The organism is Halomonas sp. DN3 (assembly GCF_024137905.1).
In the GTDB taxonomy this organism is placed as follows: Bacteria; Pseudomonadota; Gammaproteobacteria; order Pseudomonadales; family Halomonadaceae; genus Halomonas; species Halomonas litopenaei.
Genome location: NZ_CP099965.1, coordinates 4,194,106 through 4,216,324 on the forward strand (window position 1 = coordinate 4,194,106; position 22,219 = coordinate 4,216,324).

The window sequence follows — 22,219 nt, forward strand, 5'->3', positions numbered from 1 at the left end:
GCCGCGAGCGTATCGCGGCCACCTCCAGATGAACAAAAGTATTTATCATGATAAATAGAGGGTCAAGTCGGAACCGACGAGGTATCCGGACTGCCAGCGTTGGCAGGTGTCGCGCGATTTGCCTGGCGCCCCGCTATGCTCAGCAACAAGGGCGCAGGATAGTGCGCCCGCCGCCTGAACATGGCCCGGGAGGATGCGATGGAAGAACTGGAACAACTACCCTTCGTGTCGCTGCTGCTGGGAGAGGTTCAGGCCTACCTGTCAGACATTGGTTCTGCTGGCCCACGACTGGCCGCCGGCCTGCTGCTGATCCTGGTGACCTGGCTGGTGGCGAGATTCGGCCGCGCCCTGGTGGCGCGGGTGGCCGACAAGGCCAAGCTCCGACGCAATCTGCGCGATGTCCTGACCATGCTGACGGGGCTCTGTCTTTGGCTCGGGGGACTTCTGATCACCATCACCCTGATCTTCCCCACCGTCACTCCCGGCAAGGCCCTTACCACCCTGGGCCTCGGTTCCATCGCCATCGGCTTCGCCTTCAAGGACGTGTTCGAGAACTTCCTCGCCGGCCTCTTGATCCTGTGGCGAGAACCCTTCCAGATCGGCGACCACATCGCCCTGGAGGCCAACGACGTGGAAGGTCAGGTAGAGCAGATCACGGTGCGCGACAGCCGTATCCGCCGCACCGACGGCCAGATGATCGTGGTGCCCAACGCCCTGCTGTTCCAGCAGCCGGTCATCGTTCGCACCAACCGCGATATCCGGCGTACCTCCATCATCGTTGGCGTCGCCTACGACGAGGACGTGGACCAGGCTCGCGAGATCATCCAGGGCGCGGTCGCCGAGGTGGACTCGGTGCGCAGCGACGTGCGTGCGGTGCAGGTCTTCGCCAAGGCCTTCGGCGCCAGTTCCATCGACTTCGAGGTGGCCTGGTGGACCGGGTCCCGCCCCGTCGACATCCGCGCTTCCCGCGATCAGGTGGTGGCATCCATCAAGCGCGCGCTCGATGAGGCCAATATCGAGATTCCCTTCCCTTACCGCACCCTGGTGTTCAAGGACCAGGCAGAGGCCGAACGCTTCCATCCTTCGGAAGCAGGTCGCCCACCAGACTTATGAACCAGCACTATTTACGCGGTTCGTACTAGAAACTACGTGATCGCCTATCTAGACCAAGGGAGAAAATGGGTAGGATTCAAGTCGGAAGGACGCAGCTTATCGAACCAGTCTCCCTCAACTGCACACCGGCATCACGCTGGATCTACAGGACGAGATACCGATGCATCGCCCTACTGCTCCCGGATTTCACGACCCTGTCGCCCCCGGTCACTCATCGCCCCAGGCCTTCGAGCTCAGGCGAGTGTTGCCGGGTTACTGGTTCGACAGCCTGGCGGGGCGCGAGAGCCGTCTCGACTTCTGCCTCAACGCTACCCTGGCGCTATCGTTCTACTATGCCGCCCTGTGGGCAACCACCATCACCACCCCCGCCCTCGAAGACGCATTGACGATCAAGGCAGGCCTGCTGGGGATCTGGTGGGTTGTCATCAGCCTTCAGCCCTTGGTGCTCCACGGCACTCGTCGCCTGCACGACCTGGGCCAGGCGGGCTTGTGGAGCCTGATGCTGCTGGTCCCCGGCGCCAACCTGCTGCTGACGGTGGTACTCGCCATGCAGCCCGGGGAGTCCAGCGACACCGAGCACGACGAACGGGGCTCCACCAGCGGTGCGGTATTGGTGCTGAAGCCACTGCTGATCCTGGCCACCTGGGTCGGGTTCTTTTACGTCTTTCGTCAGTAAGTGCCGCAGAACTCGGCTCCCCGCTACCGGTCATCCAATCTTCAACCCATGCTGCTTGAGCTTGCGCACCACGCTTGGCTGGCTGATGCCCAGGTGTTCGGCGATGGCGTAGGTGGTGGGAAGGGCACGGCAGCAGTCAGCAAGAATCTCACGCTCGCGCCGGGCCAGGGCGGCCTTCAGGCCCTCGCCCCGGGCAAGCGGCAGCTCGGGTCGCGCTGCACCTGGTGCGGATGGTGTCGCGGGTGACATAGCGCCATCAGCCAGCGCAGCGGAGTCTCCGGTGAGGGACGCCGCCGTCTGCTGCGCTTCACGCTGCTGCCCGCCGAGCTGCCCTACCGAGGCCCCCGTGGACGGCACCAGCAGATCGCCCTGGATGACATCGTCACTGGATAACCAGGCCCTTTCCAGGGTGTTTTCCAACTCACGCACATTGCCCGGCCAGTCCCAGCCCATCAGCGCCTGCCACACGTCTCGCGCCAGCATCTTGTCGCGTCCATAACGCCGATTGAGGCGCTGTAGCTGGCGCTCGACCAGGCCGGGAATATCCTCGCGGCGCTCGCGCAGGGGCGGCAGGGTGACCGGAATCACGTTCAGCCGGTAGTACAGATCCAGGCGAAACAGGCCCTGCTCGACCCGTGCCGACAGGTCCTGATTGGTGGCCACCACCAGGCGAAAGTCGACCCGTCGCGGGGCCCTGTCCCCAAGCCGGGTAATACTGCCGTCCTGGATGGTCTTGAGCAGCTTGGTCTGCACCGCCAGGGGCAGCTCGCCGATCTCGTCGAGAAACAGGGTGCCGCCCTCGGCCTGCTCGATCAGCCCCTTGCGCCCCCCGGGGGCCGCGCCGGAAAACGCGCCCTTTTCGTGGCCGAACATCTCCGATTCGAACAGGCTTTCGGGGATGGCGGCGCAGTTGACGTCGATAAAGGGGCCATCGCGGCGAGAACTCCAACGGTGCAGCTGGCGGGCGAAAGCGGTCTTGCCCACCCCGGACTCGCCCAGCATCAAGACCGTGGCGTCGGTGGGCGCGACCCGCTTGAGCAGCAGCGCCACCTCGCGCATCAACTGGCTTTTCACCTCGAGATCATCGAGCTCGGCCTCGAGCGCTTCGCTGTCGCTCTCCAACGCATGGCCCCGGCGCAAGTGCTCGCTGAAGCGGCGCTGCAACAGCGCGTACTCCTGCTGCAGCAGCTGCAAATCGGTCAGGTCCATGGAACGACTCACCACCGCCACCAGCCGGTCACCCTCGAATACCGGATGGGCCTGGGCGATGACCCGGCGTCCGGTGCCGGTGCGCTGGACCAGCTGGGCCGGCCGCCCGCTGCGAATGACCTCCAGACTGACCGACGGGGTCAGCACGCCATCGGCCTCGAGCTGCTGCACGCTGGTGGCGCAGAGCTCTTCGCAGGACATGCCGTAGACCGCCGCCGCCCCGGGACTGACGTCGCGGATACGACCGTCCGGCGCGACGATGAAGAAGTGGTCGTGGGCGGTATCGATGATGGTCTTGAGAATCTTGGTGTCGTCGTCGCTCATCCAGCGATCCATAAATGCATCATTGATTCAGAAGTGTATCACGATGCGTCGAGATCGTGATCCACTTCTGGATCACGTCTACCACCACAGCAGACCTTCCCTTGGAATCTCTGCACCTCTATTACATCTTTAGTATAAATGCTCAAAAGATGGCACGGCGTCTGCATCACTCACAACAACCGTCAGGCCCAGGGCCGCGACCGTCCCCATCCACGATGCCAGGAGTTCCCTGTGAGCGACTTCAATCAACCTCTCGGCGGCAACGAGATGCCGCGCTTCGGTGGCCCTGCCACCATGATGCGTCTGCCCACCCAGACCAGCGCCGAGGGTCTGGACGCCGCCTTTATCGGCATTCCCATGGACATCGGCACCTCCAACCGCCCGGGCACCCGACTGGGGCCGCGCCAGATCCGCGACGAATCGCGCATGCTGCGCCCCTACAATATGGCCACCCGTGCTGCACCCTTCGACAGCCTGCAGGTGGCGGACATCGGCGACGTGCCGATCAACACCTTCAACCTGCCGAAGAACCTGGACATCATCAGCCGCTTCTACGACGACGTCCTGTCCCACGACTGCGTGCCGCTGACCCTGGGCGGTGACCACACCCTGACCTGGCCGATCCTGCGCGCCATCGCCAAGAAGCATGGCCCGGTCGGGCTGATCCATATCGACGCCCACGCCGACGTCAACGAGCACATGTTCGGTGAAGAGGTGGCACACGGCTGCCCGTTCCGCCGCGCCCAGGAAGAAGGGCTGCTGGACGCCAACCGGGTCGTCCAGATCGGCCTGCGCGGCACCGGCTACGCCGCCGAGGACTTCGACTGGTGTCGCCAGCAGGGCTTCCGCGTGGTCCAGGCCGAACAGTGCTGGCACAAGTCTCTCGAGCCGCTGATGGCCGAGGTGCGCGAGCAGATGGGCGATGGCCCGGTGTACATCTCGTTCGACATCGATGGCCTGGACCCGTCGGTGGCGCCCGGCACCGGCACGGTGGAAATGGGCGGCCTGACCTCTGCCCAGGGCCTGGAGATCGTGCGCGGCGCCCAGGGGCTCAATATCGTCGGCGGCGACCTGGTCGAAGTCTCCCCGCCCTACGACCCCAGCGGCAACACCGCCCTGATGGGCGCCACCCTGCTCTATGAAATGCTGTGCGTGCTCCCCGGAGTCGCGCGCCGCGACTGAATCCTCACAGGGCCAGGGAGTGGCCCTGGCGACAGCCAACGAGGCGCCCGCGTCAGGGCGCCGACCATTACAACAGCAAAGAGTGATCGCCCATGTCCTCCCACCTGCATTCTGCCGACAAGATCACGACCGACGGGGGCAAGCTAAGCACCCATGGTCTGATCAAGTTCCTCGTTCCGTCGTTGATCGGCATCCTGCTGTTCCTGGTGCCCTTCTCGGTCGGTGACACCATCAACATCGGCATGGGTCTGGCCGCCGACTGGCTCAAGGCCACCCTCGGCGACGCCCTGCCCGCCATCGCCACCGTGGTGCTCACCCTGTCCATCGTGCTGACCCTGGTGGTCAAGCTGACCAAACCAGGCTGGGCCCGCCAGGGCGCGATGAAGGAGCTGTTCGACATCGCCCCGCTGTGGGTGGTGATGCGCGCCCTCGGCGCCGCCTTCGCGCTGATGACCTACTTCCAGGTCGGCCCGGAGATGGTCACCGCCTCCTTCACCGGCGGGGTGATGCTCAATGACCTGGCGCCGGTGCTGCTGACCTTCTTCTTCTTCGCCGCCATCCTGCTGCCCTTCCTGGTGGACTTCGGCTTCATGGAGTTCATCGGCTCCATGGTGCGCACGCCCTTTCGCAAGATCTTCGGGCTGCCCGGGCGCAGCGCCATCGACGCCACCGCCTCCTGGATGGGCTCCGGCACCGTCGGCGTACTGATCACCACCCAGCAGTACGAGCAGGGCTTCTACAACGCCCGCGAGGCCTCGGCCATCGCCACCAACTTCTCGATCGTGTCGATCGCCTTCGCCCTGCTGGTGACCAGCTTCATCGGCATCAACCACCTGTTCGTGCCGTTCTACCTGACCGTGGTGGTCGCCGGCCTGGTCGCCGCTGTCATCGTGCCGCGCCTGCCGCCGCTGTCACGCAAGGCCAACACCTACTACGAGCCGGTGGGCTGCCAGATCCAGGAAGAAAACACCGGCAACCAGAGCCTGTTGCGCTACAGCCTGGGCATCGCCGTGGCCCGCGCCGAGACCGCCCCGGGCCCGCTCAAGCTCGCCCGCCTGGCACTGTTCAACGTCGCCGACATCTTCTTCGGGCTGCTGCCGCTGGTCATCGCCATCGGTACTGTGGCGCTGGTACTGGCCGAGTTCACTCCGCTGTTCACCTGGCTGTCCATGCCGATGGTGCCGGTGCTCGAGTGGATGGGTCTGCCCGAGGCCGAGGCCGCCGCGCCGGCGACCCTGGTGGGCTTTGCCGACATGTTCCTGCCGGCGGTACTGGCCAGCGACATCGAGAGCGAACTGACCCGCTTCGTCATCGCCTGTCTGTCGCTGACCCAGCTGATCTACATGTCCGAGATCGGCGCCCTGCTGCTGAAGTCACGGATCCCGCTCAAGCTGTGGGAACTGGTGGTGATCTTCCTGCTGCGCACCGCCATCACCCTGCCCATCATCGTGGTCATGGCCCACTGGCTGGTGGGTTGATCGGGAGGCCGACATGACAGACCCAAACGATGCTCACGCCGCCGGCAAGGCGGCCTTCACCCGCATCGACCAAAGCACGGCAGAAGACTGGGCGGTGATCGCCGCCCACGACGCCGACTACCTGGCCGGCCTCGCCGACAGCGTACTGGATACCCTCGCCCGGCTGGGCGAGGGCCACCAGCCCTACCAGATCACCCGGCTGGAGCACTGCCTGCAGAGCGCGACCCGGGCCGAGCGTGCCGGCGCCGACGAAGAGATGATCGTCGCCGCCCTGGTCCACGACATCGGCGACGAACTGGCGCTTTTCGACCACGCCGCCTTCGCTGCCTCGATCCTGCGCCCCTTCGTCAGCGAGAAGACCCACTGGATCGTCCAGCATCACGACGTCTTCCAGGGTCACTATTACTGGGACAAGGTCGGCGGCGACAAGGACGCCCGCGAGCGGTTCCGCGGCCACCCCTGGTTCGACGACTGCGAAGCCTTCTGTCGTGACTGGGACTGCCCGTCCTTCGACCCCGCCTATGACACCCTGCCGCTGGCGCACTTCGAGCCCATGGTCAGGCGGATCTTCGCAAGAGCCCCCTACTCGGTGGCCCCGGACCCTGCCCTCGCCCCTGGCTCGTCTCAAGCCCCTGATCCGTCTCAAGCCCCTGGCCCGTCTCAAGCCCCTGATCCGTCTCAAGGAAGTACCGCATGACCTGCGCTGAACTGCTGATCCGTCTGCTGCGTGACACCTACGACGTGGACACCGTCTTCGGTATCCCCGGCGTCCACACCATCGAGCTCTATCGTGGCCTCGAAGGCGGCAATGGACACGACCGCCAGGGCAGTGGCATCCGCCACGTCACCCCGCGCCATGAACAGGGCGCCGGCTTCATGGCCGACGGCTACGCCCGCACCACCGGCAAGCCCGGCGTGTGCTTCATCATCACCGGCCCCGGCATGACCAATATCGCCACCGCCATGGGCCAGGCCCTGGCCGACTCGGTGCCGATGCTGGTGATCTCCAGCGTCAACCGCCGCGACACCCTGGGACGCGGCCAGGGCCGGCTGCACGAACTCCCCGGCCAACGCGAGCTGATGGCCGGCGTCTCGCGCTTCAGCCACACCCTGCTCGACCCGAACGGCCTCGGCGAGGTGCTGGCCCGTGCCTTCGCCGTGTTCGATGGCGCCCGCCCCGGCCCGGTGCATATCGAGATCCCCATCGACCTGTTCGACGCCCCGGTCAGCGAGCCTGTCAGCACGCGCCGCACGGCGCTGGCCAAGGCCGCACCGGCCCCCGCCGCGCTCGAGCAGGCGCTCGACTGGCTGGTCGACGCCAAGCGCCCGCTGGTGCTGCTCGGCGGCGGCTGCGTCGATGCCCCGGACGCCGCCCGTCGTCTGGTCGAGAGCCTCGACGCCCCCACCGTCACCACCATCAACGCCAAGGGCCTGCTCGGCCGCGACCATCCGCTGGATCTGGGCGCCAACGCCTCGCTGCCAGCGGTGCGGGAGCTTGCCCATGAAGCCGACGTGGTGCTGGCCATCGGCACCGAGCTTGGCGAGACCGACTATGACGTGGTGTTCGACGACGGCTTCACCCTCGAGGGTCGACTGATTCGCATCGACCTGGACCCCGAGCAGCTTGCCCGCAACCAGCATGCCGACCTGGCACTGGTGGCCGACGCCGCCTCCAGCCTCGAAGCGCTGGCCACCGGCTGCGACCAGCGCCTCGGCGGTGAGCGGCTTTCGCGCGATGGCCACAAGCGTACACATGATGCGCTGAGCGCCCTGGCGCTGGCCGAGGATCCGGCCTTCCGCCCCTATGTGCCGCTGTTCGACACCCTGCGCGAGAGCCTGCCGGGGGCGATCCTGGTGGGCGATTCCTGCGCCACCACCTACGCCGCCAACCATCTGGTCAGCCAGGACGCGCCGCGCCGTTTCTTCAACGCGTCCACCGGCTACGGCACTCTCGGCTACGGCCTGCCCGCGGCCATGGGCGCGAGCCTCGGCCAGCCGGACCTGCCGGTGGTGGCGCTGGTGGGCGACGGTGGGGTGATGTTCACCCTGACCGAGCTTGCCTGTGCGGTGGAGGAAAGGCTGCCGGTCATCGTGCTGCTGTGGCACAACCAGGGCTACGAAGAAATCCGCCGCTTCATGGACAACGCCGGCGTCACCCGCCTCGGCGTGGACATACAGGCACCGGACTTCCAGACCCTGGCGGCCGGCTTCGGCTGTGCGGCGACCCGGGTCGGCAACCCCGCCGGCCTCGCCCGGGCCATCGCCCATCGCCCCGAAGACGGCCCGATGCTGATCGAGATCGACGCCACGGCATGGAACGCCGCGGTGGCCTGATCGAGCGACGACCCCTTTGCCGGCGCCACGGCGCCGGCCCTTTTGCTCCTTTTGTCTGCTCCTTTTGCCTGCTCCGTTTTGCGCTCCCAGTTTCGCGCCCCTGCGGTACCTACCAACCATAACCACAAAGGTTTCCTAGATGATTTCACTCAAGCGGCTGATCGGCCACGACACCCTGGATGAACACCAGCACAAGAGCATGGGAGGCATGGCCACCTTCGCCCTATGGCTCGGCGCCAACGTGGTCGTCACCACCATCCTCACCGGCATGCTGCTGGTGCCCGATCTGCGCTTCCCGGTCGCCATGACCTGGGTCCTGATCGGCTCGCTGATCGGCGCCATTCCGCTGCTGCTGGTCGGACTGATGGGCCAGCGCACCGGCCTGCCCTCGATGGCCCTGACCCGCCGCGCCTATGGCCCCACCGGCTCGAAGATCATTTCGCTGGTCAACATGGCGGTGCTGATCGCCTGGAGCTGGATCCAGGCGCTGCTGGCCGGCATGAGCCTGGACTACGCCATCGAGGCCACCACCGGCTACTCCAACCTGCCGCTGATGACGATCCTGTGCGAGACCATCGTGGTGCTGATCGTGCTGCGCGGCCACCTGGGTATCGAGCGCATCGAGCGCTGGGCGGCGGCGGCCATGATGGTGCTGGCGGCCGGCGTGGTCTACCAGCTCAACCGCCACTACGAGGTCGGTGCGCTGTTCGAGATGCCCGCCGAATCCCGCAACGGCATCACCCTGGGCATCGCCTTCGACATCGTCGTCGCCACCGCCTTCTCGTGGATTTCTACCTCCGCCGACTACAACCGCAACTGCAAGAGCGGGCGCATCGCGGTGCTCGGCACCTACGGCGGCTACGTCTGCGCCTCGATGATCGCCATGGGTCTGGGCGCCGCGGTATCCGGCCTGTCGGTACTCGGCGGCATGGAGCAGACCTACGACCCGACCCGGCTACTGTCCGGCTTCGGCTTTGGCCTGCCCGCTGCCCTGGTGATCTTCTTCTCGGTGATGACCACCAACGTCATGGCGGTCTACAGCGCCACCCTGTCGTGCATGAACGTGTCCCCCGGCATGGCCTTCTGGAAGCCGGCGCTGGTGATCGGCGTGGTGACGGTCTTCGGCGCCCTGATCCCCGGCATCCTCGACCAGTTCCAGAACTTCCTGTTGCTGATCGGCGCCTTGTTCATTCCGGCCTTCTCGGTGATGATCGTCGACTACTACCTGGTCGGCCGTGACGGCTACAGCGCCGAACTGCTGCGTTCGCCGCACCAGCTCGGTCGGCCCACCGCCGGTATCGCCATCGGCGCCTACCTCATCGGTGCGGCCCTGGCGGCCTACTGGACCCTGGTGGCACCGCTGTCCATCGGCGCCTCGCTGCCGGTGTTCGTCATCACCGGCGGGCTCTACTGGCTGGGCTGTGCCCTGTTCACCCGTTCCAGCCTCGCTGCCCAAGGAGACTGATCCATGCGCCTGATGCTGGCCCAGACCGACCCCGTCCACGCGGATGTCGCCGCCAACCTCGATGCCCTCGATGGCCTGTGCCAGCAGGCCGTGGCCGCCGGCGCCCAGCTGCTCGCCCTGCCGGAACTGGCGCTGACCGGCTACAACGTGTTCGAACGGCTCGATGAGCTGGCCGATGAGGGCGAGTTGATCGATCAGGTCGCCCGGCTGGCGCACCAGTATCGCCTGCACCTGCTGTTCGGCCTGGCCCTGCGCCAGGCCGACGGCCGCCTGCACAACTCAGCGGTGCTGATCGACGACACCGGCACCACCCTGGCCTGCTACCACAAGCGCCAGCTATGGGACCGTGAGCACCAGTACTTCACCCCCGGTGACGAGCTGTGCGTGGTCGACACTCGACTCGGCCGCCTGGGCCTGATGATCTGCTACGACAACGAGTTCCCGGAGATGGCCCGGGCGCTGGCCCAGGCCGGCGCCGAGGTGATCCTCTCGCCCACCGCCAACATGGTGCCCAACGCCGAGCGCCAGCAGTTGCAGATCCGCGCCCGGGCGCTGGACAACCAGCGCTTCGTCGCCTGCATCAACCGCGCCGGCATCGAGGGCGAGCTGCACTACTGCGGCAACAGCCTGGTAGCGGGGCCGGACGGCGAGGTGCTGGGGCGCCTAGGCAACGACGCCGGGGTGCTGGTGGTGGACATCGAACACTCTCGTATCGACGAGAGCCGCAGCCACCAGGACTACCTGAAGGACCTGCGCGCCCTGCCGGGAGGCAACACGTGAGCACCTTCACCCTGCCCCGGGGTGACGCCGCCAGCTGGTATCGCACCCAGCGCCTGGCCGACGGCATCACCCTGATCGACGAACCGGCGATCAAGCCGTTCTACCGTTGCAATATCTGGCACGTTCGTGGCCGCGAGCGCGATCTGGTGGTGGACTTCGGCCTGGGCGCGGTGCCACTGCGCGAGCGCGTGGCACTGCTGGCCGAACGCGAGATCGTGGCGGTGGCAAGCCACACCCACTTCGATCATATCGGCGCCGCTCACGAGTTCGACTGCTGCCACGTTCATCGCGCCGAGGCCGATATCCTGGCAAGCCCCGACAACCGTCGCACCCTGGCCGAGGCCTTTCTCGACGACGCCATGTTCGACGCCCTGCCACCGCTGCCCTACGCCCACAGCGGCTATCGCATTGCGGCGCCGCCGCGTATCGAGACGCTGGAGGACGGCGACGTCATCGAGCTGGGCGATCGCCATTTCGAGGTGATCCACACCCCCGGCCATTCGCCCGGCGGCATCGCCCTGTGGGAGGCCGCCAGCGCCACCCTGATCAGCGGCGACATCATCTACGACGGTGAGCTGATCGAGGACGCCTATCACAGCGACCTGGACGACTACGCGGCGAGCCTCGAGCGCCTGCGGCGGTTGCCGATCGCCACGGTGCACGGCGGCCACTTCCCGAGCTTCTCGGGCCGTCACTGCCACGCCCTGATCGATGACTGGCTCAAGCGCCACCAGGCGTGAGCGCGTAACGAGCCCTCATCTCGCCGATCATTTCATTCGCTTATTCCTTCCAATGTCTTTGCCCCTGGAGTCCCTCCGTGCAACAGCTGACACAACAGTTTATCGACAACCGCTGGGTGGATAGTCACAGCCGCCGGCGCCTGGCGGTGACCGATCCCTACCGCCAGACCCAGATCGCCGAGATCACCGCCGGCGATGCCAGCGACGTCGACGCCGCCGTGGCCAGCGCCCGCGCCGCCCTGCCCGCCTGGCAGGCGCTGGGCGGGCAGCGTCGTGGCGACTTTCTCGAGGCCTTCGCCACGGCCCTCGAAGCCCGCCGCGGCGATCTCGAACGGCTGTCCTCCACCAACAATGGCAAGGCCCTGGCCGAGGCCGCCATCGACCTGGACGACGCAATCGCCTGCTACCGCTACTACGCCGGCCAGGCCCGCGCCCTGGAGCAGCGTCAGGGACGCCTGCTCGAGCACGGCATTGACGGCGTCGAGGCGCGGGTGTTCGAAGACCCCGCCGGCGTGGTCGGACTGATCACCCCCTGGAACTTCCCGCTGGTCACCAGCGCCTGGAAGATCGCACCGGCACTGGCCGCCGGCTGCACCCTGGTGTTCAAGCCCTCCGAGGTCACTCCGCTGCCCGAGGTGGCGTTGGCCGACATCGCCGTGGAGATCGGCCTGCCCGCCGGTGTGCTGAACCTCTTGCTGGGTGACGGCGAAGGCATCGGCGCCCCCCTGTCCGCCCATCAGGGTGTGGATAAATTGTCCTTCACCGGCAGCAATGCGGTCGGCGAGAAGGTCATGCAGGCCGCCGCCAACGGCGTGCGCGGCGTATCACTGGAGCTCGGCGGCAAATCGCCGATCCTGGTGCTCGATGACGCCGAGGTCGAAGCCGCCGCCGACTGGGTGATGGCCGGCATCTACTTCAACTCCGGGCAGATCTGCTCCGCCACCTCACGCCTGATCGTGCATCAGACGCTGGCCGAACCGCTCTACCAGGCCCTGGCCGACCGTATCGACGCCCTCACCCTCGGTGACCCGCTGGCCGATGGCACCGACATGGGCCCGATGACCAGCGCCCGTCAGCGCGAAGCCGTGGAGCGCTATCTCGAGATCGCCAAGGAGGAAGGCCTGACGCCGGTGCGTGACGGCCGCCATCGTGACCTGCCGGCCCAGGGCGAATTCGTCGCCCCGACCCTGTACCGCGACGTGCCCACCTCAAGCCGCCTGTGGCGAGAGGAAATCTTCGGCCCGGTGCTGTGTGCGCGCAGCGCAGAGAGCGAAGCCGAGGCCATCGCCCTGGCCAACAACAGCGCCTTTGGCCTCGCCGCCACCGTGATCTCCGGTGACGCCGAGCGCGCCAGGCGTGTTGGCCGCGCCCTGCGTGCAGGCAGCATCTGGTTCAACTCCGAACAGCTGGTGATGCCCGAGGCCAGCTGGGGCGGCTTCGGCGCCAGCGGCATCGGACGTGAACTCGGCCCCTGGGGGCTGTCCGGGTATCTTGAGGTAAAGCATCTGATTGGCCCTGCCGCTTAACCTCTCCCGGTCCTGTTTCCGGACCATCGCCTCGACAATATCTCAACAACATCACCCCGATGGCAGGGCAAGGCGCCCGTCCATCGGGGTGTTTTTTTGTCGCTGCGACGCAATTTCGTGCCAGTTCGGCCAATGGAAGACTAAATAATTACAAAATTCTTAAAAAGAGAAAATATGTAGGACATCCCCCATATCCCCTGACAAAATGGCTTTATAGAGTCGCAGTGAAGCCCTTGCTGCATGCCCCAATGATGCGTTCCTCATGCAAGGAGAACATGCGCCATCGCCAACCATTTCCATGACGACTGACCATCCATCAAGGCGTTGGAAAATCCGACAACGCCTTGACACCTTTGATGAACCGAAGACCGATTTAAAGAAGGAAACAGGAGAAGAAGGTGAGACTCAACTCCATGTCGTCAGCCACCTCATCTTCCGTCACCTTGCCGCTGCCGCTGTATAGCGTACCCGATAGAAGCAGCAGACTCTGGTCAACTCGTGGTCGTATCGGGCGCATTCGCTACTGTAGCCGACTTGCCGCAGTAGGACTTATCTATAACCTCACGCTGTTTGTCCCACTCTATCTCGACCACCTGTACCCTGCGACACTCACCCAGAGCACCTTCACCATTCTGATCTACGCCTACGCAAGCCTGTACTCAGTCTTCAGCCTTTTCGCCATTCTTCAGGCAAAACGTCGCCTTAACGATCAGGGGCGTTCTGGGTGGGCACTGCTTATTGGACTGATTCCGCTGATCAACGTATGGCTGGTCATCAGCCTTATCTTTTTTCGTGGCACACCAGGAAGCAACCCATTCGGACCACCACCTTCTCCATCGACTTCATCGGAAACGAAGCACTTCTGGTGCTTCCTCATTCTTAACATTGCCGTGGCATCAGCGGCCATCTGCTATGGACCACTACAGTTTCACCTGGATCTTTAGACCCTCCCAGAGCACTGCAAAAAGCATAGATATTAACCGACTAGGCGAAAGGATCGCCGGAACCCTTACCCCAAGGAAGGAAGCAGCAAGATGACAAACGAAAGCAATACGTTAGATAACTCAAATGAAATAAACTTCCCTTCAGATACAGAAATCTCCAACACGCAAGGTGATGAAAACGACCGCCAGGTAGCAAATAAAAACCTTGGACTATGGTCGACCAATGGTCGTATCGGTAGAGTAAGATACTTTAATCGCTTGACCTTGCCGGTGTTGTTCGTCTATGCCGTATACGGGATACTTATCTACTATAGTCTGACGGCAACACCGGCCGCTGCAGAGACAGCCGCCAGCGCCTTTACCATCAGCCAATTCGTGCTTGGAATTCCATTGACTATCTCTGCGCTAATCCAGGGAAAGCGCAGGCTAAATGACCTGAACAAGTCAGGCTGGCTCATGCTACTTTTCTTTATCCCCCTTATAAACCTCATCCCATTTATCATGGTGACCTTCATCAAGGGGAGTGATGGTGACAACCGCTTCGGTGCTGAACCTTCCCCCCTCACTTCTAATGAGATGACCCTGTTCTGGTTCCTGACCGGACTGTCGGTCGTTGCTTGCGTAGCGCTGGCCTCTCTAACGCTCTAAAAAAACATTCCCTGCGCTACTACCAACAACGACAACCACAAGAGCGCCACAGCCCCGCCAGCATGGCGGGGCTGTTTTTTTACTGCCAGGTGAGCGGAGGCCGGTCAGACGGCTGCGACCTCGGTGGTGCCCTGCTTGCGCCGCCGAAGCAGGATCGAGACGGCCAGCACCACCAGCATGGCCCAGGGGTACGGGGTCAGGAAGGAGGCAAAGGCTGACGGCGCGGCGACCTCGTTCTGCACCGCGGTGGAAGCGATGACCTCCTGCCAGACCGCCACCACGATGTGCCAGGGAAGCAGAAAGAACACCGTGCAGACCGCGCAATCCATCAGGTTGGCGGCCCGCGCCGGCGAGATGCCGAACTGCTGAGCCAGGCTTCGCACCAATCCCGGCCCCACCAGCAGCAGCGCCGGGGCGTTGGCCGACAGCGGAGTGGAGGCGGCAATCGTCACTGCCACGATGCTGGTCTCGGCGCTGGCCCGGTCCTTGACCAGGCGCTTCCTGGCGCCGTCCAGCAGTTTTTCCATCAGACCGGTATCGAGAATCACCTGGGTCAGCGCCAGCACCATCAGCGCAAACAGCACGGCGCCGGTTACCGAAGCAATACCATTTTCGATCAGGCCGGTGCTCTCGCCCCTGGCCTCGGGCAACGAGAACAGATCGCCCAGGCCAATGGCACCGATCGCCAGGGCGCACAACATGGCCACCAGATTGCCGATAAACATGGCTTCGACGATGTGTCGGCGCTTCAGCGCAAAGAACACCACCGCCGCGAGCGGAATCAGCATGACCAGACCGGACGCATGACCGGAAGGCACCTCCACGGCTGACGCCGAGGCCTCGCCGCTGGCACCGAACAACAGGAAGATCAGCATCGAAATCGCCGCCGCCGACAGCGCCAGCGGTAGACGGGTGCGGATCACGTCGGCGATTTCCGCCCCTTGGGTATAGGAGGACACGATAGTGGTATCCGACACCGGGGACAGGTTGTCACCGAAGGCCGCACCGGACAGGATCGCCACCGCCAGCATGGACGGATCCGCCCCCAGCAGGACGCCCGCCGGGTACAGCACCGGCGACAGCCCGATGACGGTACCGGTGCTGGTGCCGGTCCCCAGGGCAAACACCATGGCCATGGCAAAGGCCAGCAGCGTGAAGGCCGCACCCTCGGCGCCCACCGCTGCTCCCAACCACATCAACCCATCGATCAGGCCGCCGGCGGCCATCAACTTGCCGAAGACACCGGCCAGCAGCCACAGTGCGATGATGGCCGTCGCGGTGGAATTGCCCATCCCCTTGAGCAGGCTGTCACAGTACGCCGTGCGTTGCCGACACAGAAAGAGTCCCACGCCCATGGCCACCCAGGCGCAGGCCCAGAATGGCTTGGTGCCGGCACGCTCGAACACCGACAGATAGATAAGGCCTAGCACCAGCAGGGTCAGAGGCGTCAAGGCACCCAGGGTGCCCCCACGAAAGGACAGTGAAGGTGTTGCGGTTTGTGTTGTCATTGTCAGGGACCTTATTGTGTTTTATTGGTGTATCAGCAAGAACAGCGTTTCCTCGCCGCTCAGCTACCCAGCCCGCCGAAGACCACCACCCCCAGCACGATGGCCAGCAGCAGCAGGGTCTCCAGCACCATCAGGATGACCGGCTTCCAGCCGACCACTGCGAGCTTCTGAAAGGAGGTCTTGATGCCCAGGGCGGCGATGGCGGTGACCAGGCACCAGCGCGAGAGCGTCGACAGTCCTTCATTCACGCTGTCGGGAATCAGCCCCAGGCTGTTGATCAGCACCAGCGCCACGAACCCCACCAGGAAGCCAGGCAGCATCGGCACCTGGCGCTTTCCTTCGCTGTTGCGCGAAGCGCGATAGAGCCAGCTGAAGATCATCACCACCGGCACCAGCATGGCCACGCGCACCAGCTTGACCAGGGTCGAGACGTCGCCGGTCTCCTCCGAGATGATGTACCCCGCCCCGACCACCTGGGCCACGTCGTGGATGGTGCCCCCCAGAAAGATGCCGGCCTGGGTATTGGCAAGGTCGAGCACCCCCACCAGCAGCGGGTAGGTCACCATGGCCACCGTCGACAGCGTGGTCACGCCCACCACTGTGAGGATGGTGTTGCGCTCGCTGGTGTCGTTTTTCGGCATCACCGCCGACAACGCCAGCGCCGCCGAGGCTCCGCAGATCGCCACGGCACCACCGGTCAGCAGGCCGAGATCACGGTGCAGGCCAAGCGCCCGGGCCAGCAGCCCCCCTGCGCAGATCACCAACCCCACCGCGGCGAGCACCGTCAGCACCGGTCCAAGCCCCAGGTCACCAACCTGCTCAAGCGTCATGCGCGCGCCCAGCAGCGCTACGCCAAGGCGCAGCACGGTACGCGCGGCAAACTCGATACCCGGCAGGCAGCGTCCCTCTTCGCTCAGGAAGTGCAGCGACATGCCGAACAGCAAGGCGTAGAGCAGGGTCGGCCCACCGTAGTGATCGGCGATAAAGGTGGTGGCCAGGGCAATGGTCACGCACACCAGCAGTCCTCGCCCGATCGGGCTCAGGGACGCCAGTCGACGGCTTAGCCGCTGTCGCGAGGTCGCCGTCGAGGGGGAAGAAGAGGGTGAGGTCATGGGACGACTCCGGATCGTGAAAACGAGCGACCCCGGTCCTGCCGGATGAGGCCAGCGGACGAAGGCGTCTCTTTGGTGAACGGGACAGGAAGATCGACGTGCTGGCGGCGCTCGACGCCGCCCTGTTTCAACCTCTGTGCAGTGCTCTCGTTACAGTGCTCTCGTTACAGTGATCTCGCTTCAGTGCTCGACTCGGTTCTCCGAATCAACCGCGCGGTGCCTTTCCGGTGGCCTCGGCGACCACGTCTTCGGCCAGCACCTGTACGGTATCGATGATCGGCACGCGACCATCGAGCGCATCGCGGATCACCGAAAGCTCAGTACAGGCCAGGACCAGCACGTCGGCACCACGCGCCAGGACATCATGGGCGGCCTCGATGAAGGCGGCACGGGTGGCGGGCGCGCGCCCGGCACCACGCTTGACCGCTCGAATCACGTCGAGCACGCGATCCTCGTTGTCGGGATAGACCAACGACAGCCCCCTTGGCTCGATGAATCCCTCGTAAAGACCAATCTTGCGAAGCGCCGGCGAGCACAGCATGCCCACCCTGGCCCCCGGCATCTCGGCGGCGACCCGGTCCAGGGTGCGCTCGACGATATGCCACACCGGAATGTCCACCGCCTGCTGGGCGGCCGACCAGTAGTAGTGGGCGGTATTGCAGGGCATGACCAGAAAATCGCAGCCTGCCTGCTCGAGTCGTCTGGCCATGGCAGCGATGGCAGGCGCCGGTGACTCGCCGTCACCGTCGATCAGCGCCTTGATGCGTGATGGCACCTTGGGATTGTTGTCGACCAGCATATGCACGTGGTCGATATCGTCCTCGCCGGGCGTCACCTCGATGACCTTCTGCATGAAGGCCACCGTGGCGTCCGGTCCCATGCCGCCCAGCACGCCGACCATCGTATGGTCGGCGATTGTTGCGGAGTTATCGGTGGAAAGCGTCATAGCGGGTCCTTTGACGAGTGATGACCGGTATCAGAAGCCGAGAAGGTTGGGCAACCACAGGCTGAGCTGCGGGAAGCAGGCCAGCAGCAAGGCGATGACCACCATGGAACCGACCAGCGGCAAGGCGCGCACCGAAATCTTCTCGATGGAGACATTGGCGATCGACGAGCTGATGAACATGTTCTCGCCCAGCGGCGGCGTCGAGAAACCGATGCCCAGGCTGACCACCAGCACGATGCCGAAGTGCACGGGATCGACGCCGAGCTCCACCATCACCGGCAACAGCACCGGCGTGACGATCATGATGGTGGCCAGGATCTCGATGAACATGCCGACGATCAGGAGAAAGCCGATCACCAGAATCCACACCAGCCACAGGCTGTTGGTGATATCCAGGATGCCCTGGGCGATCATCGCCGGAATGTGATTCTCGACCAGGATGCGGCCGAAGGCGGTGGCGGTGAACATGATGATCAACACACGCCCGGTCAGCCAGGTGGTGCTCTGGAAGGCCTCGTTGAGCCCGCGCAGCGACGACTCCTTGTGGATGAAGACACCGACGAACAGGGCGTAGAAGATCGAGACCACGGCCGCCTCGGTGGGCGTGAACATGCCCGAATAGATGCCGCCCAGGATCACCACCGGCGCCATCAGCGACCAGAAACCATCCTTCAGCACCGCGACCACCCGCTTGCGATCGTAGGAAGTTCCCTCGGTCTGGTAGCCGTTGCGCTTGGCGGTGATGTAGTTGGCCACCATCAGGCCCGCCCCCAGCATCACGCCGGGGATGACGCCGGCCATGAACAGCGCAGAAATCGACTCGTTGGCGGTGACGCCATAGATTACCAGCGGCATGCTGGGCGGAATGACCACCCCGAGACCACCAGCGGTGGCGGTGATCGCCGCCGGGTAGCTTCTGCCGTAGCCGCGCTCGATCATCGCCGGTATCACCAGCATCCCCACCGCTGCGGTGGTGGCAGGTCCCGAGCCCGAGATCGCGCCAAAGAACATGCAGGCCATCACCGCAGCGGCGCCTAGCCCACCAGCGGCAGGACCGGCCAGCTCCTCGGCGATCAGGATCAGGCGTCTGGCGATACCGGCATCCCCCATCAGTGCGCCGGCCAGGATGAACGACGGCAAGGCCATCAGCGGAAACGAGTTGATGGCCGAAAAGGCCAGCTCGATCAGCGAACTGAGATCGTCGCCGTTGAGTATATAGACGGCCATCGAGGCCACGCCGAGAGAGACGACGATAGGGGTGCCGAAGAACAACAGCCCGGCAAACATGGAAAACAGTACGGTTGCGGCCATGGCTTAGCCCTCCGCCTTGGACGACGTCTTGCCGTCGCTGTAGTGGCTCGTTTCCTCGGTGATCCTGGACACTTCCTGGGCGTCCACGTCACCTGGCTCGATGCCCTTGAACAGCTTCAGGTACTGCACCTGCAGCACGCGAAAGGCCATCAAGGTAAAGGCGATGGGGAAGACGAAGTAAACGTAGGCCAGCGACCAGCCCAGGGCCGGCGAGTCATAGGGGAATTCCAGCAACAGCCCGATCAGATCCAGGCTCTTGTAGGCCAGCACCAGACAGAAGGCGACCCAGATCAGATCCACCAGCAACAAGAGGGTATTGGCCACCTTGCGTGGCATCAGCTTGATATGGGTCTGCAGGCGGTTATGCGCGCTCAAGTGGGCGGCGTGGGCGGCGCCCAGAAAGACGAACCAGACGAAGGCGTAGCGCGCGAGCTCTTCGATCCAGGCCATGCCGATGCCCAGGGTGACGCGCATCACCACCTGAACGAACAGCAGAATGACAAAGAGCCCGAGCAGAAAGCGACAGGCGTAGTCTTCGATATAGTTGAGTTTGGCCAGCATGGAGGCCTCCTTCCCGACGGGAATGCAGCAGCAGCAATGACAACAAGACCCGGGCGGCGGTCAGCGACCGCCGCCCGCGGCGACAACGATCAGTGACCGAGCGCCGCCTGCATTTCCTCGAAGGCTTCCTGGCCACCGATGTCCTCGTAGAACTGCGGCCACACCTCTTCCTGGGCGATGCGGATCCATTCATCCTCGTCTTCCAGGGTGGCCACCTCGACCCCTTCGGCTTCCATGGCAGCGCGCGCCTCGGAGGCCTTGGTCAGCTGGAACTGCAGCGCGTACAGCTGCGCCTCCAGGCCGGCGCGATCGATGATCGCTCGCTCCTCGTCGGACAGACGCTCGTAGCTGCGCACCCCCATCACGATGGGCTGCAGCGAGTACTGGGCGTGAAGTTCGGTGAGGTGGTCCTGCACCTCGTGAAACTTCATGGTGCTGTTGACGATGTAGGGGTTGTCCTGGCCATCGATCACGCCCTGCTGCAGGCCGGTGAAGACCTCCGGCCAGGACATGCTGATGGGGCTGGCGCCCCAGGCCTCGTAGCTGGCCAGCATGATCTCGTTCTGCGGCACGCGAACCTTGAGTCCCTCGACGTCGGCGAGGGTCGTCACCGGCCGCTGGGAGTTGGTCAGGTGACGGAAGTTGGAGTACAGCCAGCTGACGATGTGCACACCGGCCTCTTCCTCGGCGATGGTGTTCCACCGATCGGCCAGGGGGCCGGTGGTGGCCTTGACCGCATCGGCGTGGCTACGCAGGGCATAGGGCATGGTCAAGGCGCCCAGACGCGCTGCGTAGGGCGTCAGGTTGCCGACACCGACCAGCGCAAAGTCCAGCTTGCCGATGCGGGTGTCCTGGATCATGCCGGTCTCGGAACCGAGCTGGCCGCCGGGGAACAGCTCGACCTGCATCTCGCCGTCGGACAGCGATTCGACCAACTCCTCGAAGCGCTGGGCCAGGGCCCCCTGGTCGGAGTCCATGGGATCGCCCATGCCGACCTTGAAGGTCTTGGCCTCTGCGGCGGTGGCAGTGGCTGCCATGACGATGGCGGCGGTAAGTAGAGTCTTCTTGAACATTATTGTCACTCCGGATGTCTTGTTATTGCGTCGTCAGACGTGGCTCAGCGAGAGCCGAGCGCCTTGTCGGGTGTTGCCTCGGGGGGCTGCACCGCCTCATCCATGGCGGCGCTCATCAGCGCGACGATGTCGTCGCAGTCTGCTTGATCGAAGGTCAGCGGCAGGCGCAGATCACACAGGGTGGCGAGTACTCTGTCGGCGATCGGCAGCGCACGTGTGCCGGCCAGATAACCCCAGCTGTCGTAGCGGCTGGTGTAGTCCTCCGGCAAGGGTTTGCCATACCACTTCAGCGGAATGCCGCGGGCCTCGCAGCCCTCGACAAAGCGCGCAATGGTGTCAGCGCCCAGCGCCGGCAGGCGGAACTGGATGGAGCTGCCGACGAAGTCCTCCCTGGCGGGCCGGTCAATCAGGCACACCTCGGCGATATCGCCAAGACGCTGCTCCATGCGCCGATACAGCGAATTCCAGCGCGTCTTGCGGTGCTCCATCTCGGCCAGCTGAGGACGCAGGATGGCCGCCCGCAGATTGTCCATGCGGCCACTCATGTTGGGTGTCATCAGGCGCGTCTCGGCGAAGCTCTCCGGCGCGGGTGCGGCCAGGTGCCGATCGAACAGCATGTAGGAGCCGGACAGGATCACCGCACGCCGCATGACCTCGGCATCGGCGGTGGCCAGAAGCCCGCCCTCTCCGGAATTGATGTGCTTGTAGGTCTGGGTACTGAAGCAGCCTGCCTTGCCGAAGGTGCCGCTGGGTCGGCCATCGTAGGCCGCCCCCATGGTGTGGGCACAGTCTTCGATCAGCACGATGCCGTGGGACTCGCACACCGCGACGATGGCGTCCATGTCGCCGATATGGCCGCGCATGTGCGACAGCACAAAGAAGCCGGCACCGCTCTCGCGAGCGGCGCGATCCAGGTCGTCGGGATCGACGGTGGTATCGTCCAGGATGTCCACCAGTACCGCCTCGCCACCCGCCGCGACGATACTGCCGGGCACCGGCGACAGGGTGAAGGCGTTGCACAGCACCTTGTCGCCGGCCTCGAGTCCGCAGGCGCGCAGCGCCAGCTGCAACGCATAACCGCCGGAGGCGCAGGCCAGTGCGTAGTCGACACCCAGGCTCGCGGCGAACTCGGACTCCAGCAGGGCGGTCTCACCGGCCTCGCCTTCGGCCAGGTTGTAGCGATGCAGGCGACCGCTCTGGAGCACGGCCACCGCCGAGGCGATGGCGTCGTCAGAGATGGCTTCCTGCTGGGTGAAGGATTTGGCAAAACGGCGCATGGCTGGCTCCTC

At 64.6% G+C, this 22,219-nt stretch carries 20 protein-coding genes; 12 read left to right on the top strand and 8 right to left on the bottom strand.

Annotation, left to right across the window (positions count from 1 at the left end):
• Positions 1-198: 198 nt before the first annotated feature.
• Positions 199-1,113, top strand: coding sequence for a mechanosensitive ion channel family protein (locus tag NKF27_RS18050; protein WP_108449236.1), 915 nt, complete (start codon positions 199-201; stop codon positions 1,111-1,113).
• Between the two features lie 160 nt (positions 1,114-1,273).
• A complete protein-coding gene (locus tag NKF27_RS18055; RefSeq protein ID WP_253554051.1) occupies positions 1,274-1,789 on the top strand; it encodes a DUF805 domain-containing protein in 516 nt (171 codons plus the stop codon).
• A 30-nt stretch (positions 1,790-1,819) separates the two neighbouring features.
• On the opposite strand, the gene NKF27_RS18060 is transcribed toward NKF27_RS18055, so the two are convergent.
• On the bottom strand, positions 1,820-3,322 hold the full coding sequence (locus NKF27_RS18060) for a sigma-54-dependent Fis family transcriptional regulator (RefSeq protein WP_253554054.1): 1,503 nt from the start codon (positions 3,320-3,322) through the stop codon (positions 1,820-1,822).
• A 231-nt stretch (positions 3,323-3,553) separates the two neighbouring features.
• Here NKF27_RS18060 and speB point away from each other — a divergent pair, with 231 nt between their 5' ends.
• The 10 genes from speB (at position 3,554) to NKF27_RS18110 (ending at position 14,419) form a co-directional block, all read left to right on the top strand.
• Complete coding sequence (speB, locus tag NKF27_RS18065; protein ID WP_045993646.1) at positions 3,554-4,504, top strand: agmatinase; 951 nt, start codon at positions 3,554-3,556, stop codon at positions 4,502-4,504.
• A 92-nt stretch (positions 4,505-4,596) separates the two neighbouring features.
• Positions 4,597-5,982 (top strand): YjiH family protein, encoded by a 1,386-nt coding sequence (locus NKF27_RS18070; RefSeq protein WP_083970496.1) that lies wholly within the window; start codon positions 4,597-4,599, stop codon positions 5,980-5,982.
• Between the two features lie 13 nt (positions 5,983-5,995).
• On the top strand, positions 5,996-6,679 hold the full coding sequence (locus NKF27_RS18075; RefSeq protein WP_253554057.1) for an HD domain-containing protein: 684 nt from the start codon (positions 5,996-5,998) through the stop codon (positions 6,677-6,679).
• Positions 6,676-8,316: a 5-guanidino-2-oxopentanoate decarboxylase gene (locus NKF27_RS18080; protein ID WP_253554060.1), complete on the top strand. Its 1,641-nt coding sequence runs from the start codon at positions 6,676-6,678 to the stop codon at positions 8,314-8,316. The genes NKF27_RS18075 and NKF27_RS18080 overlap by 4 nt, the downstream gene beginning before the upstream one ends.
• Before the next feature lie 139 nt (positions 8,317-8,455).
• The gene (locus NKF27_RS18085) at positions 8,456-9,781 is read left to right on the top strand and encodes a cytosine permease (protein ID WP_045993648.1); all 1,326 of its coding nucleotides are present in this window, start codon (positions 8,456-8,458) and stop codon (positions 9,779-9,781) included.
• Positions 9,782-9,784: 3 nt separating this feature from the next.
• Positions 9,785-10,561 carry a carbon-nitrogen hydrolase family protein gene (locus tag NKF27_RS18090; protein ID WP_253554063.1) on the top strand — a complete coding sequence of 259 codons (777 nt, stop codon included), beginning with the start codon at positions 9,785-9,787 and terminating at the stop codon, positions 10,559-10,561.
• Positions 10,558-11,301 (top strand): MBL fold metallo-hydrolase, encoded by a 744-nt coding sequence (locus NKF27_RS18095; protein ID WP_253554065.1) that lies wholly within the window; start codon positions 10,558-10,560, stop codon positions 11,299-11,301. The genes NKF27_RS18090 and NKF27_RS18095 overlap by 4 nt, the downstream gene beginning before the upstream one ends.
• A gap of 77 nt (positions 11,302-11,378) precedes the next feature.
• Positions 11,379-12,827 carry an aldehyde dehydrogenase family protein gene (locus tag NKF27_RS18100; protein ID WP_253554067.1) on the top strand — a complete coding sequence of 483 codons (1,449 nt, stop codon included), beginning with the start codon at positions 11,379-11,381 and terminating at the stop codon, positions 12,825-12,827.
• A gap of 398 nt (positions 12,828-13,225) precedes the next feature.
• A complete protein-coding gene (locus tag NKF27_RS18105) occupies positions 13,226-13,771 on the top strand; it encodes a DUF805 domain-containing protein (protein WP_367399245.1) in 546 nt (181 codons plus the stop codon).
• 90 nt (positions 13,772-13,861) lie between these two features.
• On the top strand, positions 13,862-14,419 hold the full coding sequence (locus NKF27_RS18110) for a DUF805 domain-containing protein (RefSeq protein ID WP_253554069.1): 558 nt from the start codon (positions 13,862-13,864) through the stop codon (positions 14,417-14,419).
• Between the two features lie 104 nt (positions 14,420-14,523).
• Here the strand turns inward: NKF27_RS18110 and NKF27_RS18115 are convergent, their stop codons facing one another.
• From NKF27_RS18115 to NKF27_RS18145, 7 genes are all read right to left on the bottom strand, one after another.
• Positions 14,524-15,927 (bottom strand): Na+/H+ antiporter NhaC family protein, encoded by a 1,404-nt coding sequence (locus tag NKF27_RS18115; RefSeq protein WP_253554071.1) that lies wholly within the window; start codon positions 15,925-15,927, stop codon positions 14,524-14,526.
• Positions 15,928-15,986: 59 nt separating this feature from the next.
• Entirely contained in the window at positions 15,987-17,039 is a 1,053-nt protein-coding gene (locus tag NKF27_RS18120) for a YeiH family protein (protein ID WP_108449223.1), read from the bottom strand.
• 205 nt (positions 17,040-17,244) lie between these two features.
• Positions 17,245-17,985 carry an aspartate/glutamate racemase family protein gene (locus NKF27_RS18125; protein WP_253554073.1) on the bottom strand — a complete coding sequence of 247 codons (741 nt, stop codon included), beginning with the start codon at positions 17,983-17,985 and terminating at the stop codon, positions 17,245-17,247.
• A gap of 30 nt (positions 17,986-18,015) precedes the next feature.
• Positions 18,016-19,296: a TRAP transporter large permease gene (locus tag NKF27_RS18130; protein ID WP_253554084.1), complete on the bottom strand. Its 1,281-nt coding sequence runs from the start codon at positions 19,294-19,296 to the stop codon at positions 18,016-18,018.
• Positions 19,297-19,299: 3 nt separating this feature from the next.
• Positions 19,300-19,857, bottom strand: a complete 558-nt coding sequence (locus NKF27_RS18135) for a TRAP transporter small permease (protein ID WP_108133479.1) — start codon at positions 19,855-19,857, stop codon at positions 19,300-19,302.
• Positions 19,858-19,946: 89 nt separating this feature from the next.
• A complete protein-coding gene (locus NKF27_RS18140; RefSeq protein WP_052704426.1) occupies positions 19,947-20,930 on the bottom strand; it encodes a TRAP transporter substrate-binding protein in 984 nt (327 codons plus the stop codon).
• A gap of 44 nt (positions 20,931-20,974) precedes the next feature.
• On the bottom strand, positions 20,975-22,207 hold the full coding sequence (locus tag NKF27_RS18145; protein ID WP_045993655.1) for a DegT/DnrJ/EryC1/StrS aminotransferase family protein: 1,233 nt from the start codon (positions 22,205-22,207) through the stop codon (positions 20,975-20,977).
• Between the last annotated feature and the right edge of the window lie 12 nt (positions 22,208-22,219).

Excerpts from the sequence above, each read along its gene's own strand:
- NKF27_RS18050 (WP_108449236.1), top strand. The coding sequence starts at position 199 with ATGGAAGAACTGGAACAACTACCCTTCGTGTCGCTGCTGCTGGGAGAG.
- NKF27_RS18055 (WP_253554051.1), top strand. The coding sequence starts at position 1,274 with ATGCATCGCCCTACTGCTCCCGGATTTCACGACCCTGTCGCCCCCGGT.
- NKF27_RS18060 (WP_253554054.1), bottom strand. The coding sequence starts at position 3,322 with ATGAGCGACGACGACACCAAGATTCTCAAGACCATCATCGATACCGCC.
- NKF27_RS18070 (WP_083970496.1), top strand. The coding sequence starts at position 4,597 with ATGTCCTCCCACCTGCATTCTGCCGACAAGATCACGACCGACGGGGGC.
- NKF27_RS18075 (WP_253554057.1), top strand. The coding sequence starts at position 5,996 with ATGACAGACCCAAACGATGCTCACGCCGCCGGCAAGGCGGCCTTCACC.
- NKF27_RS18080 (WP_253554060.1), top strand. The coding sequence starts at position 6,676 with ATGACCTGCGCTGAACTGCTGATCCGTCTGCTGCGTGACACCTACGAC.
- NKF27_RS18085 (WP_045993648.1), top strand. The coding sequence starts at position 8,456 with ATGATTTCACTCAAGCGGCTGATCGGCCACGACACCCTGGATGAACAC.
- NKF27_RS18090 (WP_253554063.1), top strand. The coding sequence starts at position 9,785 with ATGCGCCTGATGCTGGCCCAGACCGACCCCGTCCACGCGGATGTCGCC.
- NKF27_RS18110 (WP_253554069.1), top strand. The coding sequence starts at position 13,862 with ATGACAAACGAAAGCAATACGTTAGATAACTCAAATGAAATAAACTTC.
- NKF27_RS18115 (WP_253554071.1), bottom strand. The coding sequence starts at position 15,927 with ATGACAACACAAACCGCAACACCTTCACTGTCCTTTCGTGGGGGCACC.
- NKF27_RS18120 (WP_108449223.1), bottom strand. The coding sequence starts at position 17,039 with ATGACCTCACCCTCTTCTTCCCCCTCGACGGCGACCTCGCGACAGCGG.
- NKF27_RS18125 (WP_253554073.1), bottom strand. The coding sequence starts at position 17,985 with ATGACGCTTTCCACCGATAACTCCGCAACAATCGCCGACCATACGATG.
- NKF27_RS18130 (WP_253554084.1), bottom strand. The coding sequence starts at position 19,296 with ATGGCCGCAACCGTACTGTTTTCCATGTTTGCCGGGCTGTTGTTCTTC.
- NKF27_RS18135 (WP_108133479.1), bottom strand. The coding sequence starts at position 19,857 with ATGCTGGCCAAACTCAACTATATCGAAGACTACGCCTGTCGCTTTCTG.
- NKF27_RS18140 (WP_052704426.1), bottom strand. The coding sequence starts at position 20,930 with ATGTTCAAGAAGACTCTACTTACCGCCGCCATCGTCATGGCAGCCACT.
- NKF27_RS18145 (WP_045993655.1), bottom strand. The coding sequence starts at position 22,207 with ATGCGCCGTTTTGCCAAATCCTTCACCCAGCAGGAAGCCATCTCTGAC.